Origin of the sequence: Microbispora bryophytorum, assembly GCF_006874465.1 — a bacterium.
GTDB classification, from domain to species: Bacteria; Actinomycetota; Actinomycetes; order Streptosporangiales; family Streptosporangiaceae; genus Microbispora; species Microbispora bryophytorum.
Window position 1 is genome coordinate 86,330 of the sequence record NZ_VIRL01000013.1, and the last position, 15,209, is coordinate 101,538.

A 15,209-nucleotide genomic window follows, 5' to 3' on the forward strand; every position below is an offset into this window, starting at 1 on the left:
AGTGAGAAGCCGTGAAGAGAACCCTGCACGACTTAGCCTCGCTGGCCGCCCGCATGGGCGTCGGCGGGATCTTCTTCGCCAACGGCTGGCAGAAGCTCGAAGCCGGCCTCAACGCCACCGCCGACCAGTTCACCGCGCTCCAGGCCCCGCTGCCCCACGTATGGGCACCGGTGACCATGCTGACCGAACTGGTGGGCGGCGCGCTGCTGATCGCGGGCCTCGCCGTGCCGGTCATCGGGCTGCTGCTGTTCGCCGAGGCCCTCGCGGTGTTCGTGGTCACGGCCGGGGACAGCGGCCTGCCGCTGACCGGAGGCGACATCGAACTGATCGTGGCCCTCGGGGCCGCCTCCGTGCTGCTGGCCGTCACCGGCGCGGGCCGGATCTCGGTCGACCACATGGTGGTCATAAAACGGCGCGAGGCCGAAGCGGCCGGGGAGTTCGCCGCCGAGGCGGAGGCCGACGCGGTCATCGCGGCGCTGCGCCCCCCACGGCCCGGCGAACCGGGCTCGGGCGAATCCCCGGCCCGGCCCGCCCCGCCCGGGCCCCCTTCGGGCGAGCGGCAGTCGAGGCCCACCCCCTCCACCGGATCGCCCGGATCGCCTGGCTCACCCGGAACACCCCGAGCGCCCGGCTCACCTGGAGCGCCCCGAGCGCCCGAATCGCCCGGAGCGCCGGAGCCGCGCCCGGCAGGCGGCGGGGATGCGGGCCACACCGCCGCCGGGACGGCCGTGGACCGGCCCGGCGAGGAGGCTCCGGCCACGACGGTGGTGCGCAAGGCCACGCCCCGGCAGCGGCGTACGCGGCGGGAGGACGACACGACCACGGAGAGCCGGGCCGAGGCGCCCCCCGCCCGCTGAGCGGGAGACCATGCCGTGCGGGCCAAGCCGACCCAGACCGGGCCAGACCGGATCGGGCCGCGCCGGGTCGGGTCTTGTGGCGGAGGAGGGGTCAGGGCTCCCGGGAGAGCGGCAGGCACACGAGGAAGCGCGCGCCGCGCGAGCTGTCGATGATCGTCAGGCTGCCGCCGTGACTTTCGGCGATCTGCCGGGCGATGGGCAGGCCCAGGCCCGCGCCCCCGATGTTCCTGCTGCGGGCCGCGTCGAGCCGGGTGAACCTCTGGAAGACGAACTCCCGCTGGTCATGCGCGATCCCCGCGCCGTCGTCGAGCACTTCGAGCACGGCCAGGCCGAAACGGAACCGGGGGTCGCCGTCGGGCGGGTCCTCGCGCCGCACCTCCAGATGCACGGTGGTGACGGCGTGCCTCTCGGCGTTGTCGAGCAGGTTGGCGATCAGGCGGCCCAGCCGGATGCGGTCCCCCCGGACGATCACACCGGGATACAGCCGCGAGACGACCTTCCTGACCGGGCGGCGGACGTCCAGTTCCGCCGCCACGAGCCGGCCGAGGTCCAGCGATTCGCGCTCGCAGGGCGCGCCCGCGTCGAGACGGGCCAGCGTCAGCAGGTCGGAGGCGATCGCCTGGAGCCGTTCGAGGCTCTTCAGCACGGCGGGCCCGATCTCCCGCAGGTCGGACTCCTGCGGGGCGAGCAGCGCGTCCTCCACCTGCGCGCGGATCGCGGTGATCGGGCTGCGCAGCTCGTGGGACGCGTCGGAGGTGAAGCGCCGCTGCTGTTCGAGCGTCTCCTCCAGCCGGTCCAGCGTGTAGTTGACGCTCTGTGCGAGGTCGTGGATCTCCCCCTTGGCCTGGGGGACCGGCACCCGTCGCCCGAGGTCCGAGGCGTTGATCTCGTCGAGCTCGGCTCTGATGGCCCGCACCGGCACGAGCGCCCGGTTCACACTGCGCCGCGTGCCGTACGCGATGGCGCCCGTGACGAGCGCCGATCCCACGACCAGACCGGCCAGCAGGGCCGGCGGGGCGTCGAATCCCTGAACCGGCGCGGCGCTGTAGACGGTCCAGTCTCCGCCGTCGTCGTAGACCTGCTGCGCGACCACGATGTGGCACCGGCCGGCGCCGAAGACACCGCCGCAGACCTCCCGCGTGGCCTTGCGGAGCGGCGCCGGGGGACGGAAGGTCGCCATGGCCGGCTTTCCGGCGACGGCCGGTGTCGCCGCGCGCACCCTGCCCTGCGGGTCCACGACCTGGATGAGCCGGTTCCGTCCTTCGGGGGGCAGCACGCTCCGCACCTGGTCGTGGTCCACGAGGTAGGCGACCCGGCCGCCGGCGGCCGTCACCTCCTGCAGCAGGGTCTCCCGGGCCGCCACGTGCAGGGACCACAGCAGAACGGCCGAGAACGCGATGCACAGCAGGGCGACCACCGTGCCGGTGAACAGCGCGATGCGACTCCTGACCGACCAACGATCCCCGAAACCCACGTGATCGCCCACTTACGATGCGCCCCTACTGACCGTGCGTAAGAAATCTACTCTTCAGGGCGTTATTAACCGGTAACGAGACAAACTGGACGAGATGGTACTGACGGACAGAAATGCCGACCCGCGCAAGACGACCGGCAAGCAGGTAAAGGAGCCTTCCCGACCGGCCTCCCGGATGGTGGGATGTGGGTATGAACGCCGCCGGACCACTGCCGGTGATCGACGTGGCCGCCCTCACCGGCTCCGGGACCGGCCCCGGAGCAGGCCGGGAGCGCGCCGAGGTCGCGCGCCGGATCGAGGCCGCCTGCCTGGACAGCGGTTTCTTCTACATCAGCGGCCACGGGGTGCCCGAGGCGTTGATCGCGGAGCTGAGGGACGCCGCAGCGCGCTTCTTCCGGTTGCCCGAGGAGCACAGGTCGCGCATCTCCATGGAGCGGGGCGGGCGGGCCTGGCGCGGATATTTCCCTGTGGGCGGCGAGCTCACCTCCGGCCGGCCCGACCTCAAGGAGGGCGTCTATTTCGGCGCCGAGCTCGACGCCGACGATCCCCGGCCGCTGCACGGACGCAACCTCTTCCCCGAGGAGGTGCCCGAACTGCGCCCGGCCGTGCTGACGTACATGGACGCCCTCACCCACGTGGGGCAGGCGGTCATGCGGGGCGTGGCGCTGAGCCTGGGACTCGACGAGGACTACTTCGCCGCCGGCTACACGGCCACGCCCACGACCCTGTTCCGGATCTTCCACTATCCGCCCCCGCCGTACGCCGAGCCGGACGAGTGGGGGGTCGGCGAGCACACCGACTACGGCCTGCTGACGCTGCTGCTGCAGGACGACAATCCCGGCCTCCAGGTGCACACCGCCCGCGGCTGGATCGAGGCGCCGCCCATCCCGGGCACGCTGGTCTGCAACATCGGCGACATGCTCGACAAGCTGACCGGCGGCCTGTATCGGTCGACGCCGCACCGCGTGCGCAACTGCACGGGCCGCGGCAGGCTGTCCTTCCCCTTCTTCTTCGACCCGGGCTGGGACTGCGAGGTGCCGCCGCTGCCCTCCCTGCCCGCCCGCGAGGGGGGCCGCGCCCGCTGGGACGGCCTCGACCTGCGGGCCTTCTCCGGCACATACGGCGACTATCTGACTGCGAAGGTCGCCAAGGTGTTCCCGGGGCTCGGCGGCCAGGTGCTGCCGCCGGCCCGCGGAGCGCGTGAAAACGTGTAATCAAGAAAGCAGCCAGACCGGCACAATATTCGCCATGCATCTCCCCCGCTGGTTCGCCGAGCGCGTCGAACCGACCGCTCCGGACGCCGAACTGCGCGTCTCCACGATCGAGCTCTTCTTCGACCTCGTCTTCGTCTTCACGATCACCCAGCTCACGTCGTTGCTGGTGGGCGATTTCACCCGGCAGGACGGGGAAGGATTCGCCGGCCAGGGCACCGTGCAGGCCGTCCTGATCTTCGGTCTGCTCTGGTGGATGTACTCCGGCTACGCCTGGCTCACCAACACCGTGCCGCCGGAGCGCGCGGCCCGGCGGGTGCTCATCCTGTGCGGCATGGCCGGATTCCTGATCATGGCCCTGGCCGTCCCGCGCACCTTCTCGGGCAGCGGCGTGACGTTCGCCGTCGGCTACCTCGTCATCGTGCTCGTCCACGGCGGGCTCTACCTGCAGGCGACGGCCGCGATCGCGCGGGTCGTGCCGTTCAACCTGGCCGCGACCGCGCTCGTCTTCGCCGCGGCCTTCACCGACGCGCCATGGAACTACGCGCTGTGGACTGCGGCCCTCGTGCTCATCTGGATGAGCCCGATCTTCATCGGGCAGAAGGGCTTTCCCCTGCACGCCGCGCACATCGTCGAGCGGCACGGCCTGCTGGTGATCATCGTGCTGGGCGAGTCGATCGTGGCGATCGGCATCGGGGCGACCGACGGCCACCCCGGCGCGGCGCTGATCGTGGCGGCCCTGCTGGGCCTCGCCCTCACGGCGTCACTGTGGTGGGTGTACTTCGGACGCGGCGAGAGCGGGCCCGAGCACGCGCTGATGCGGGCCGAGGTCGTCCAGCGGACGCGGCTCATCCTGGGCGCGTACTTCTATGCCCACATCCCGATCCTGCTGGGGGTCGTCGCGACGGCGGCCGGGATCAAGAAGGCCGTCGGCCACGACCATCTCGGTCTCGGCCCCGCCGTCGCGCTGGCCGGGGGCACCGCGATGTTCCTGCTCGGCGACCTGTGGTTCCGCCGGGTGCTCGGGGTGGGACGGACCGCCGTACGGGTCGCCGCGGCGCTGCTGGCCGCGGCGACCGTCCCGATCGGCCTGTGGTCGTCGGCCGCCCACCTCGGCGCGCTGGTCGTCCTGCTGGTCGTGATGATCTGCGTGGAGACCGCCCTGTAGGGACGGGCCGCCTCAGTCCGCCAGGCCGTTCCGGGCGATCACGTCGCGATACCAGCGGGCGCTGTCGCGCGGCGTGCGTTCCAGCGTGTCGTAGTCGACCCGGACGAGCCCGAACCGCTTGTTGTATCCCCGGGCCCACTCGAAGTTGTCCATCAGCGACCACACGAAGTAGCCGCGCAGGTCGGCGCCCCGGTCCATGGCCGACCGGGCGGCGCGGAAGTGGGCGTCGAGATAGGAGATCCGGCCGGGGTCGGACACCCCGTCGGGAACGGCCGCCCCGTTCTCCGTGATCATCAAAGGGATGCCGGGGTAGTCGCGCGTCAGCCGTAGGAGCAGGTCCTCCAGCCCGGCCGGGTTGATCTCCCAGTCCATCTCGGTGACCTCGCCGTGCGGGTCCTCCCAGGCGATGCCCGCGCTGCCGGGATACTCCAGATGCCCCTCCGACGAGGGGTCGGCCACGACCCGGTTGACCGTGTAGTAGTTGACGCCGAGCACGTCGATCGGCTGCGCGATCGTCGGCAGGTCGTCCAGGTTGACCTTGGTGAAACGTTCCAGGTGGGCGAGGACGTCCGCGGGATACTCGCCGCGCAGCACGGGATCGAGGAAGAGCCGGTTCGCCAGCCCGTCGATCAGGCGGGCCGGCTCGGGGTCGCCGAGGACCGGCGTCAGGTTCAGTGTCAGCGAGACCGACTCCGCGCCCCCTGCCCGCAGCGCCTGCACGGCCAGGCCGTGCCCGAGCATCAGGTGGTGGGCGGCGGTGAACGCGGCGGCCGGGTCGGTCACCCCGGGCGCGTGCCGGCCGGATCCGTGCCCGACGAACGCCGACACCCAGGGCTCGTTGAGCGTCGTCCAGACCTTGACGCGGTCACCCAGGCGCCGGTGCACGGCGGCGGCGTAGTCGGCGAACCGGAAGGCCGTCTCACGGTTGGTCCAGCCGCCCGTGTCCTGCAGCGTCTGCGGGAGGTCCCAGTGGTAGAGCGTCGCGACGGGCGTGATGCCCTTGGCGAGCAGGGCGTCGACGAGCCGGTCGTAGAAGCTCAGGTCGGCGAGGCGCGGCCAGGCCACCGAGAACCGGTAGGCCTTCAGCCCCAGCCACGCCATGATCTCGACGTCCTCGAGATAGCGGTTGTAGTGGTCGCAGGCCACGTCGCCGGTGTGGCCGTCGGCGATCATGCCGGGTGTGTGGGAGAAGGTGTCCCAGATCGAGGGGACGCGGCCGTCGGCGTGGACCGCTCCCTCGATCTGGTACGACGCGGTCGCGGCCCCCCACAGGAAGCCGTCAGGAAATGATGTCTCGGGAAATGAGGTCATCGTGAACTTTCGCGAATCGTCAATCGAGGTTCGAGGAGCGTCGACTCGGGGACGGCCTGGCCCTCCAGCTTGGCCATGAGCAGCCGGACCGCCTGCCTGCCGACGTCCTCGGCGGGAATGAGTACGGAGGTCAGCGCGGGGCTGGCCCGCTCGGCGATGTCGTCCGGGCAGATCGCCACCACCGAGACGTCCTCGGGCACCCGCCTGCCGAGAATCCGCAACGCCCCCAGCACGTGGCCGGTGGCCGCTTCATTGTGCACGACGAGCCCGGACAGCCCCGGCCGCTCGTCGAGCAGCAGCTTCACGGCGGCGTGGATCTCGTCGAAGGACTCCTCGCAGGGCCGCGCGTCGGCCTCGATCCCGTGCCGTCGGGCCGCTTCCACGTAACCCGCCATCGTCCGCTCGGCGAACCCGGTGCCGCGCTCGTAGACCACGCGCGGCGCGCCCAGCAGCGCGATCTCGCGATGCCCGAGATCGGCCAGGTGGTCGGCGCACAGCGCCCCGGCGCGGGCGAAGTCGAGGTCGACGCAGGTCAGCCCTTCGGGGTCGGCAGGGAAACCTATCAGCACGCTCGGCTCGGCGAGCTTGCGCAGCAGCGGCACCCGGGGGTCGTGGATCTCCACGTCCATCAGCAACAACCCGTCGACCAGCGCGCTGGCCGCCACCCGGTGCAGCCCGTCCGGCCCCTCGTCGGCCGTCATGAGGAGCACGTCATGGTCGTACTTGCGGGCCGTGGTGACGACCGAGGTCGCGAACTGCATGAGGACCGGCAGGTTCATGCCGGCCCGCAGCGGCAGCACCAGCGCGATGACCTTCGCGCGCTTGCTCGCCAGAGCGCGGGCACCGGCGTTGGGGTGATAACCGAGGACCCGCACGCTGTCCAGGACCCGCTGCCGGGTGGTCGCCGATATCGCCCGCTTGCCGCTCAGCACGTACGAGACCGTGGACACGGCGACCCCCGCGTGCTTGGCGACGTCGGCGATCGTCACGGTCCTCACCGGGAGAACCCCGGGACGAAGCCCAGCGCGCCCACCGTGACCCCCTCGCTCTCGTACACCACATAAAGATCGCGCACTCCGACGGCTCCCGCCAGCGGAGTGCTCACCTCGACGAAATCGTGCCTGGTCGCCGTGGGCGGGACGCTGACCGCGCCCGCGACCTCGCCGGTGAGGGGGTCGTCGAGCCGCAGCGTGACCACCCCGCCCTCCTCGCTCGACACCGCGAGCACGCACGCGGGCGGGCCCCCGTCGGCGAGATCCCCGCCGAAGTCCCGTTCGCCGAAGTCCCCTCCGATGTCCCCTCCCCTGAAATCCCCTCCGATGTCCCCTCCCCTGAAATCCCCTCCGCCGAAGTCCCCTCCGCCGAAGTCACAGTCGCGGAAGGCGATCCACGATCCGGGCGACGTGGAGCGGACCGCGTCGCCGGAGTCGAGAGCGGCGTCGCACAGCACCACACCGTCGTACTCGTCGTGATCGGCCACGTCCAGTGGCCCCGAGGTCAGATCGCGCGGCGGGATGCGCTCACCCCGCACCCGGAACGGCGCGCACAGCCGGATGTCCCCCGCCGAGGCGCCCACCTGCGCCTTGTGCGCGGCCTCCTCGACCACGAACCTGCCGCGCGTCACGTCCCAGAAGGCCAGGTCGGCGACCGGCACGTCCACCGACACCGTACGGCTCTCGCCCGGCGCGAGCCGCACCTTCACGAAACCGCGCAGCTGGCGAAGCGGCTGCTTCACCCGGGAGCGCCGCTGGCGGGTGTAGAACTGCACGACCTCCTCCCCCTCGCGCTCGCCCGCGTTCGTCACGGTCACCCGGAGGGTCAGCGTGTCGTCCTTGGCGAGGTCGGCCGACGACAGCTCCAGATCGGAGTAGACGAAGCGGGTGTAGCTCAGGCCGTGCCCGAACGGATAGAGCGGCCGGCCACGGTAGTAGAGGTAGGTGGCGTCGGAGGCGATGATGTCGTAGTCGAGCAGGTCGGGCAGTTCCGCGGCCGAGCGGTACCACGTCTGGGTGAGGCGGCCGCCCGGGTCGTCGTCACCGAGCAGCACGCCGGCGAGCGCGTGGCCGTACTCCTGGCCGCCGTGGGCCGACCAGACGACGGCGGGCAGGTGCTCCTGCGCCCAGGTCACCGCGAACGGGTAGCCGCTGGAGACCACGAGCACGGTGGCCGGGTTGGCCGCGTGGACGGCCTTCAGCAGGGCCTCCTGCCGCTCGGGCAGCGCCAGCGTCGCGCGGTCCTCGGTCTCGCGGCCGTTCACCAGCGGGTGGTCGCCCAGCACGACGACCGCGACGTCCGCGCGCGCCGCGACCTGCGCGGCGCGGGCCGCGCCGCTCTCGACAGGTTCCACCGACAGCACGGACGCGGCGTCGGGGTCGTCGGTCGTGCGGACGACGCCGTCGGCCACGGTGACGTAGCGGCCGGAGGAGATGTTGCGGAGCACCACGCCCCTCAGCCGCTCCTCGATCCGGAAGGTCTGGCGCACCTCCCAGCCGTTCGGTCCCGGCTGGTCGTTGGCCAGCACGCCGTCCTCGCCCGCCGACACGTGCCGCCCGTTCGCGCAGGACCGGAACGCGAACGCCCCGCCGCCCCAGTCGAACACGTCGAAGCAGGAGCGTTCGCCCCCCACGTACAGCGGACCGCCGGCGGGGTCGGCGGACGCGCCGACGTACCCGCCCTCGGTGCGCAGCGCCACCCGGTCGGCGCCCTCGCAGAAGACGGTCTCGCACCGCTCGGCGAGCCCCGCCAGGGCCGTGACCTGATAGGGCAGCGTGCCGCTGTACCAGTCCTCGAACAACGCGTCGGCCAGCGGGCCGATCACCGCGACCGTACGCGGGGCGGCCAGCGGAAGCAGGCCGTCGTTCTTCAGCAGGGTGATCGACTGACGGGCCGCCTCCCGCGCGAGCCGCCGGTGCTCGGGGCTGTTGACGACGTCGTGGGTGATGTCGTCGTACGGCGTGGCGGGGTCGAACTCGCCGAGCCGCACCCGGATCGACAGCGCGTGCCGGGCGGCGGCGTCAATGTCGGCCTCGGTCAGCAGACCGCGGCCCAGCGCGGTCCTGACGTGGCCCAGAGTGGCGGCGGTGTCCGCGTCGTCCTGGGTGAAGCTGTCGAGCCCGGCCTTGATCGCATGCGCGTACGCCTCGGGCAGGTCCTTGTGGTAGCCCTGCGGCCCGGCGAGGTTGCCCGGCGCGTACGCGTCGCTGACCACGAGGATGTCGTCGGGCGCCCACGTGCGCAGGTGGCTGCCGATCAGCGGTGACAGGTGGGCAGGCCGGCCGTTGACGAGGTTGTACGACGGCATGACGGCGACCGCGGCCCCCGACTCGACGGCCGGCCGGAACGCCTTCAGCTCGTACTCGTGCAGCGCCCGCGGCGGCAGGACGCTGGAGGTCACGCACCGGTCGGTCTCGTTGTTGTAGCCGAGGAAGTGCTTCAGCGTGGGCGCCGTCTTCAGCACGGCATGGCCGCCGCGCAGGCCACGAGCGTAGGCCGTGCCCATCACCCCCGTCAGCCAGGGGTCCTCGGAGTAGCCCTCCTCGTTGCGGCCCCAGCGCGGGTCGCGCAGCGGGTTGACCACCGGCGCCCAGACGTTGCGGCCCACGCTCTGCGGATCCTTGTGGTGGAAGGCCATGACCTCGTCGCCGGTCGCCTCCCCCACCTGACGCACCAGGTCCGGGTTCCAGGTGCTCGCCAGCCCGACGGCCTGGGGGAACACGGTGGCCGGGCCGTGCCAGGCCAGACCGTGCAGGGCCTCGGTGCCGGTGCGGAAGACCCGCAGGCCGAGTCGTTCCACCGGCGCCTGGTACTGGTGCAGCAGGCCGATCTTCTCGTCGAGCGTGAGCCTGCCGAGCAGGTCGTCCACCCGTTGGGCGGGAGACAGCGCGGGATTCCGGAATGCCGGGTCCTGGTCGTGTCTCTCCGGTTCGTTCATCTGGAGACTCACCCTTCGCGTCGAAGCGCTTCGATGACCTGCCGAAAAGACGCCCCATGAGGGCGTCGCGAGGATCCGCATGTTCGGTTGGAGAAGCGCCACATCGAAGCGCTTCGAAAGGGTTGCCGCGAGTTTCTGGCGTGTAAATCCGGGCTTATCCGGAAGAGTGCCCTCATCCTCGGCTCAGGTCAAGACCCTCGCCGGTTTCACCTCGTTGTCACGTGAAGGCCCACTCCGGCCGACCACGAGAGCGGGCGCGGGCCGGGAGTTCCGGCCGGTCCGCGCTCGCCCTCGGATGCCTCGGGAGTCCCCCAGTCAGCGGACGATCTGCAGCAGCGCCTGCCGCCTGGCCGCGGCGGGCTCGGTCAGGCGCTGCACCTGCCTGCCGTTCTTGTCGAGCACGACCAGGGTGTTGGCGGCGCGCCCGGCGACCCGGACGACCAGGCGGCCGTCGCGCAGGTAGAAGGCGCCGATGAGCGAGCCCTTCACCGGGATGGCGGCCTTCTTTCCTGTGGCCACGTCGACCACGGCCGGGCGGAAGCCCCCCGGCCAGGAGCCGTCGCCGCCCGGCGCGTTCCTCGACAGCGGCGCCACGACGACCTTCGTGCCGTCGGGCGACAGGCTCTGCACGTGGTTGGCGAGGCCGACGCCCTTCACCTTGACCGCCTTGCCGGTCCTCACATCGAGGCGGTACACACCCTCGGTCGTCCCCGCGTACCCGGCGAGGTAGCGGCCGTCGGCCGACCACGCCAGGTGGCAGACCCCGAGAGTGGTGCCCGCCTTCCTGCCGCCCCGGCCGTCCGTGCCGACGACCGAGACCGACCCGGCGTCCGAGTTGCCCTTCTTCACGTACGCCACCCGGCGGGAGTCGGGCGACCAGACCGGGGTGGCGCACGGGAACCCGGCCGCGGCGCCCCTGGCCACGGTCGCGGCGGTGCTGCCGCTCCCGACCCGGACGTAGCCGCGGTCGGTGATCCAGGCGAGTTTCCTGCCGTCCGGGGACGCGGAGAACTGGCCCGTCATCGGCATGACGCCGAGCTTCGTGAAGCCCTTGCCGGGCTCGTACCGGCTGATCGGGAAGCCCTTGCCGTAGGAGAGGTAGACGGCGACCCCGATGAGAGGCTTCGGCCGGGCGTAGGTCCCGGCGGGAGCGGCGGCGGCCGCGGGGGCGGCCAGTGCTGCAGTAAGCGCGGCAGCAAGCGCGGTGGAGAGCACAGCGGCGGACAGCGGGCGAGTGTTCATCGTGTTCCAATTCGTCGACAGTCAGTTGTTCGACGCCTCGCGCCCCGGCCGGGTTCGCGGCCCCTCGATATCGGTACGCCTGCCGCCGGCCCGAGGCCGGGTGCTTCCGGTGCCAGTGCGCCCAAGCCAGGCCCCAGGCGCTCGGACGGCGGGATGGGACGGTCAGCGCTGCGGGGGCAGGCGGCCCGAGTCGACCGAGTCGAGCACCCGCGCGGCGGCCCCGAGCGCGGCCGCGCCGTACCCGAGCGTGGACACCTCCAGCCGGCAGCCTCCCCCACCGGGGGCGAGCACCCTGCCGTACATCTCCTCCTCCGCGCACGCGACGAGCCAGGGCGCGAGCGGCACGTAGTAGCCCCCGAGGATCACGACCTCCGGGTTGAGCAGGTTGGCCACGGCGGCCATCCCCCTGCCGAGGTGGCGTCCCACGTCCTCCAGGAGCGTGAGGATGTCCCGCTCGCCGTTGCGGGCGCGCCGTACGACCTCGTCGATCTCGAGTTCGAGCTCGGACGGCGAGGCGTCGGGCGCCGTGTGAGTGAGGATCGCACCCACCCCGGCGACGGCCTCCAGGCAGCCGCGCCGGCCGCACCGGCAGGTGGGCCCGGCGGGATCGAGCTCGATGTGGCCGATCTCACCGCTGTAGCCCTGCCCGCCCCGCCTGAGCCGGCCGTCCATGACGATGCCCGCACCCACGCCGACCTCGCCGGTCACGTAGACGAGGTTGGCGGCGTTGCGATGGGGCCCGAAGCGGTGCTCCGCCAGGGCGGCGAGGTTGGCGTCGTTGTCCACCAGCACGGGGAAGCCGGGGTCGCGCAGCGCCTTGGCGAGGTCACCCGCCAGGTCCGCGTCGCGCCAGCCCAGGTTGGGGGCGACCCGCACGATCCCGTGGACGTCGACCAGACCGGGCACGGCCACGGTCAGGCCGAGCACCTGCCTGGCCTCCTTGCCCATACGGCTGACGACCCGCCGGGCGAGGGCCGCCATGGCCACGACCGCCTGGCCCGCGCTCGAGGTCCCGCCGGGGAAGGACCGCCGCCAGTTCAGGAGCTCCTCGCCCTTGAGGTCCACCGCGACCGCCGTGATGTAGTCGACGTTGACCTCGATGCCGATCGCGGCGTACGGCGAGCCGTCCAGGACGAGCATGGTGGCGGGCCGGCCGACGCGGTGCTCGGTCAGGCCGGTCTCACGCAGCAGGCGCCGGTCGATGAGGTCGGCGACCAGGCTGGACACGGTGGCCTTGTTGAGGCCGGTCGAGGCGGCGATGTCGGCACGTGAGCAGGGCGCGTTCTCCCGGACGAAGCGCAGCACGACGGCGAGATTGGTCGCCCGTACGTCGGTGAAGTCGGCCGGCTGTGGCCCGTTGTGCGATGTGATCAATGTCCGCCCCGTTCCCCACTCGGGCTCATCATGCCGCAACTGCAGCAATTCGACATGACAACGGCGGCCGGGATCGTAGCACGCACGGACCCTCGGGCAGCGCCATGCCCGGCTTGGCGATGACCACCGGTCCCGGCGCCTCCCGGCTGACCTGGTGGCACTCGCCCCTCCGACATTTGTTTGGCTACATAACTAACTAAAACACTACCGTGCAGCGTCATGCGAATCCAGTGGGCAAGCACCCGGCGAGATGGGCGTGCACCGGCGGATTCTCAGTCGGCGTGGGGAAGGCCGGGCGCCGCGGCCGCACGCCGCGCGACGGAAGGGCCACAGGGCGCAGACCCGAACGCCGCAAACACAGCCCCGAAGCAACCGGAGTGCAAACGGGAATCAACCGCCACAGGTGATTCTGAGCACCGTGAAGAGGGACATGTCGCACTACCTCGGCGAGTTGCTCGTGTGGGAGATCGAGGACTATCTCCGCGCCCGCTCGACTCGGCCGCAGCGAGCCCGGGTGGCCCGCATTCGGGTGCCCGACCGGCCGGCGGCCGAGATGATCGCCGCCGATCTGGAGGCGGGCGGCAGTTTCCACGCCGCTGCGAGGCGTGCCACGGCGCTGGGCATGACCCTGCCGGACGACCTGTTCGGCGTGGTGACCAGGGACGAGCACCCCGAGGTGTTCGATGCCGTGCCGGGCACCACGCTGCCGCCGAAGCGCGAGGGCGATGGATTCCTCGTCATCCGGCTGGTCGCGTTCGAGTCCTGACGGGCAGCATGAGGGCCTCCCGGGGATGTGGATCCCGCTCGGAGGCCCTCACAACCGTCAAGATGGCCCGCGCTAGCGGGCAGCGGCGCCCGTGACCTCCCTGTCGACAATCCTGGTGGCACCGGATTCCCGGGCGCAGTGCGCGCAGCAGAACCAGCGGCCGTTGAGCTCGGAGCCGTGGCCCACGATGCGGCACCCACAGTGCTCGCACACGGGCGCCATCCTGCTGATAGCGCACTCGAAGCTGTCGAAGACGTGCACCACCCCCTGGGTGTGCACCTCGAAGGCCATGTCGTAATCGTTGCCGCAGACCTCACAGGTAGCCATGGTTTCCCCCCGTCGACTCGACGTCGAGGGGGGAAATACCCGCGCAAACCTGCACGAACACCGGCTCACAGAGCGTCGAGCAGGGCCTTGGCGACGGACTTGGCCCCGGTGACCGCCTCCTTCGGGTCCATGAGCACGGAGTCGGGCGCGTTGATCGGGGTGTTCTCCGGGCGGTCGCTGCCGGACAGCAGCACCCATATGACGTTCTTGCCGTCCAGCGCGTAGATCTCGTACCGGTTGCCCTGGGCCGTGTCGGTGCGCTGCCGGATCGCCTGGCCGAACGCGTCCTGGCCGAAGCCGGTCAGCTTCTCGACCTTGCCCCACCGGATGCCGCCGATCTCGCTACTCGCCGTGAACTTGGTCTTCGATCGCTGGTCGATGAGGTAGTAACGGGCGGATTCCGCGTCCCAGAAGGTGTGGACGGCGATGCGCAGGTTGCGCCACCGGACCTTGCCTCCGCCGAGCGGCAGTTTCTCGTTCCACCACTGGCACTGGGTGACGTTCGACTGGCCTTCCTTGCTCCGCACCGCCGCGCCCTCGGTGTCCGGCACCAGGGTGGCGGCCAGCGTCTTGAGGCTCACGCAGGCCCGGGGCAGGGGGATCCGGGTGGGCGAGGGCGACGGCGACGGGCTCGGCTTGGGACGCGCGTGGTAGGGCAGCGGCTGTCCGGCACGCCAGGCGGTCACGGACTTCGCGAGCTGCCCGAGCAGGCCCTTCACCTCCCGCAGGGCGTTCTCCTCGGTGATCGACTGCGTGCTCTCCGTCGACAGGAGGTCGGCCTCCTTCTTCTTCTGGCTCGCCTCGTACTTCACCTGGAAGACCACGTCGCCCACCCGGCCGACTCCCTGGCCGAAGGAGTACCAGTACTGCTTTCCCTCCCGCGTCCATTGGTACTGCGCGGCCGCCGTGTCTCCGATGCCCTGGTACTCCTGCACCGCCGAGTAGTAGTGCTCGGTGTCCGAGTGGCCCGCGCCGTACTTGTACTGGCTGAGCTCACCCTTGTACTGGATCTTCGCCGCCTCCACGGCCGTGGTCGTCCCGAGCGCCTCGTACTTGGACACGTTGACCGTGATCTCGCGGCTGCGGGTGACGTCCTTGTACGAGATGTTCCGGTTGGCCCAGCGGCACTGCCACCGGACGTAGCTCACGAGGGTGTCGCTGCGGTTGTCGTTGGTCGAGGAGTCGATCTCGGCCCGCGGTACGAGACGCTCGGCCTCGTCCGGGTCGAGCATCGAGCACACGTCGGCGGTCGCCGCCACCGGCGCGGCCGACGCCGACTTCTCGGCCGCCGTCGCCGCCGTCGCCGTCGGGCTCGCTTTACTGGGCGCTCCCGTCTGGCGCACCGTCATGAACGCGAACGTTCCCCCGGCCACCACCAGCACGGCGACCACCGCCACCACCGGAAGCACCCACCCCCGCCGCGCCGGGACGGAGGGCTGGGTCGGCATCTGCCACAGTTCGGGCGGAGGCGGCGTCGCCGCCTGCCAGCCCTGCCCCTGCTGCCCGGACGGCGGGCCGCCCTGTCCTCCCTGTGACGGATAGGGATAG

General features: G+C 71.4%; 12 protein-coding genes. 4 read left to right on the top strand and 8 right to left on the bottom strand.

What is annotated here, in order from left to right; all coding sequences use genetic code 11:
* Nucleotides 1–11 precede the first annotated feature (11 nt).
* Nucleotides 12–857 (top strand): DoxX family protein, encoded by an 846-nt coding sequence (locus FLX07_RS22450; RefSeq protein ID WP_142573057.1) that lies wholly within the window; start codon nt 12–14, stop codon nt 855–857.
* Between the two features lie 91 nt (nt 858–948).
* Here FLX07_RS22450 and FLX07_RS22455 read toward each other — a convergent pair whose 3' ends face one another.
* Nucleotides 949–2,331 carry a sensor histidine kinase gene (locus tag FLX07_RS22455; protein WP_229689886.1) on the bottom strand — a complete coding sequence of 461 codons (1,383 nt, stop codon included), beginning with the start codon at nt 2,329–2,331 and terminating at the stop codon, nt 949–951.
* Between the two features lie 191 nt (nt 2,332–2,522).
* On the opposite strand from FLX07_RS22455, the gene FLX07_RS22460 reads away from it, so the two are divergent.
* Nucleotides 2,523–3,545: an isopenicillin N synthase family dioxygenase gene (locus FLX07_RS22460; protein WP_142573059.1), complete on the top strand. Its 1,023-nt coding sequence runs from the start codon at nt 2,523–2,525 to the stop codon at nt 3,543–3,545.
* A 34-nt stretch (nt 3,546–3,579) separates the two neighbouring features.
* Nucleotides 3,580–4,710: a low temperature requirement protein A gene (locus FLX07_RS22465; protein WP_142573061.1), complete on the top strand. Its 1,131-nt coding sequence runs from the start codon at nt 3,580–3,582 to the stop codon at nt 4,708–4,710.
* A 12-nt stretch (nt 4,711–4,722) separates the two neighbouring features.
* Here the strand turns inward: FLX07_RS22465 and FLX07_RS22470 are convergent, their stop codons facing one another.
* From FLX07_RS22470 to FLX07_RS22490, 5 genes are all read right to left on the bottom strand, one after another.
* Nucleotides 4,723–6,021 (bottom strand): GH1 family beta-glucosidase, encoded by a 1,299-nt coding sequence (locus FLX07_RS22470; protein WP_142573063.1) that lies wholly within the window; start codon nt 6,019–6,021, stop codon nt 4,723–4,725.
* Nucleotides 6,018–7,019, bottom strand: coding sequence for a LacI family DNA-binding transcriptional regulator (locus FLX07_RS22475; protein WP_142573065.1), 1,002 nt, complete (start codon nt 7,017–7,019; stop codon nt 6,018–6,020). Before FLX07_RS22475 ends, FLX07_RS22470 begins: the two co-directional genes overlap by 4 nt.
* Nucleotides 7,016–9,952 carry a glycoside hydrolase family 3 protein gene (locus FLX07_RS22480; protein ID WP_142573067.1) on the bottom strand — a complete coding sequence of 979 codons (2,937 nt, stop codon included), beginning with the start codon at nt 9,950–9,952 and terminating at the stop codon, nt 7,016–7,018. The genes FLX07_RS22475 and FLX07_RS22480 overlap by 4 nt, the downstream gene beginning before the upstream one ends.
* Nucleotides 9,953–10,267: 315 nt before the next feature.
* The gene (locus FLX07_RS22485) at nt 10,268–11,194 is read right to left on the bottom strand and encodes a PD40 domain-containing protein (RefSeq protein ID WP_142573069.1); all 927 of its coding nucleotides are present in this window, start codon (nt 11,192–11,194) and stop codon (nt 10,268–10,270) included.
* A gap of 162 nt (nt 11,195–11,356) precedes the next feature.
* Complete coding sequence (locus FLX07_RS22490) at nt 11,357–12,568, bottom strand: ROK family transcriptional regulator (RefSeq protein WP_142573071.1); 1,212 nt, start codon at nt 12,566–12,568, stop codon at nt 11,357–11,359.
* A 418-nt stretch (nt 12,569–12,986) separates the two neighbouring features.
* Here FLX07_RS22490 and FLX07_RS22495 point away from each other — a divergent pair, with 418 nt between their 5' ends.
* Nucleotides 12,987–13,334, top strand: coding sequence for a hypothetical protein (locus FLX07_RS22495; protein ID WP_142573073.1), 348 nt, complete (start codon nt 12,987–12,989; stop codon nt 13,332–13,334).
* Nucleotides 13,335–13,406: 72 nt separating this feature from the next.
* Here the strand turns inward: FLX07_RS22495 and FLX07_RS22500 are convergent, their stop codons facing one another.
* On the bottom strand, nt 13,407–13,661 hold the full coding sequence (locus tag FLX07_RS22500) for a hypothetical protein (protein ID WP_142573075.1): 255 nt from the start codon (nt 13,659–13,661) through the stop codon (nt 13,407–13,409).
* 65 nt (nt 13,662–13,726) lie between these two features.
* Nucleotides 13,727–15,109, bottom strand: a complete 1,383-nt coding sequence (locus tag FLX07_RS22505; protein WP_142573077.1) for a hypothetical protein — start codon at nt 15,107–15,109, stop codon at nt 13,727–13,729.
* Between the last annotated feature and the right edge of the window lie 100 nt (nt 15,110–15,209).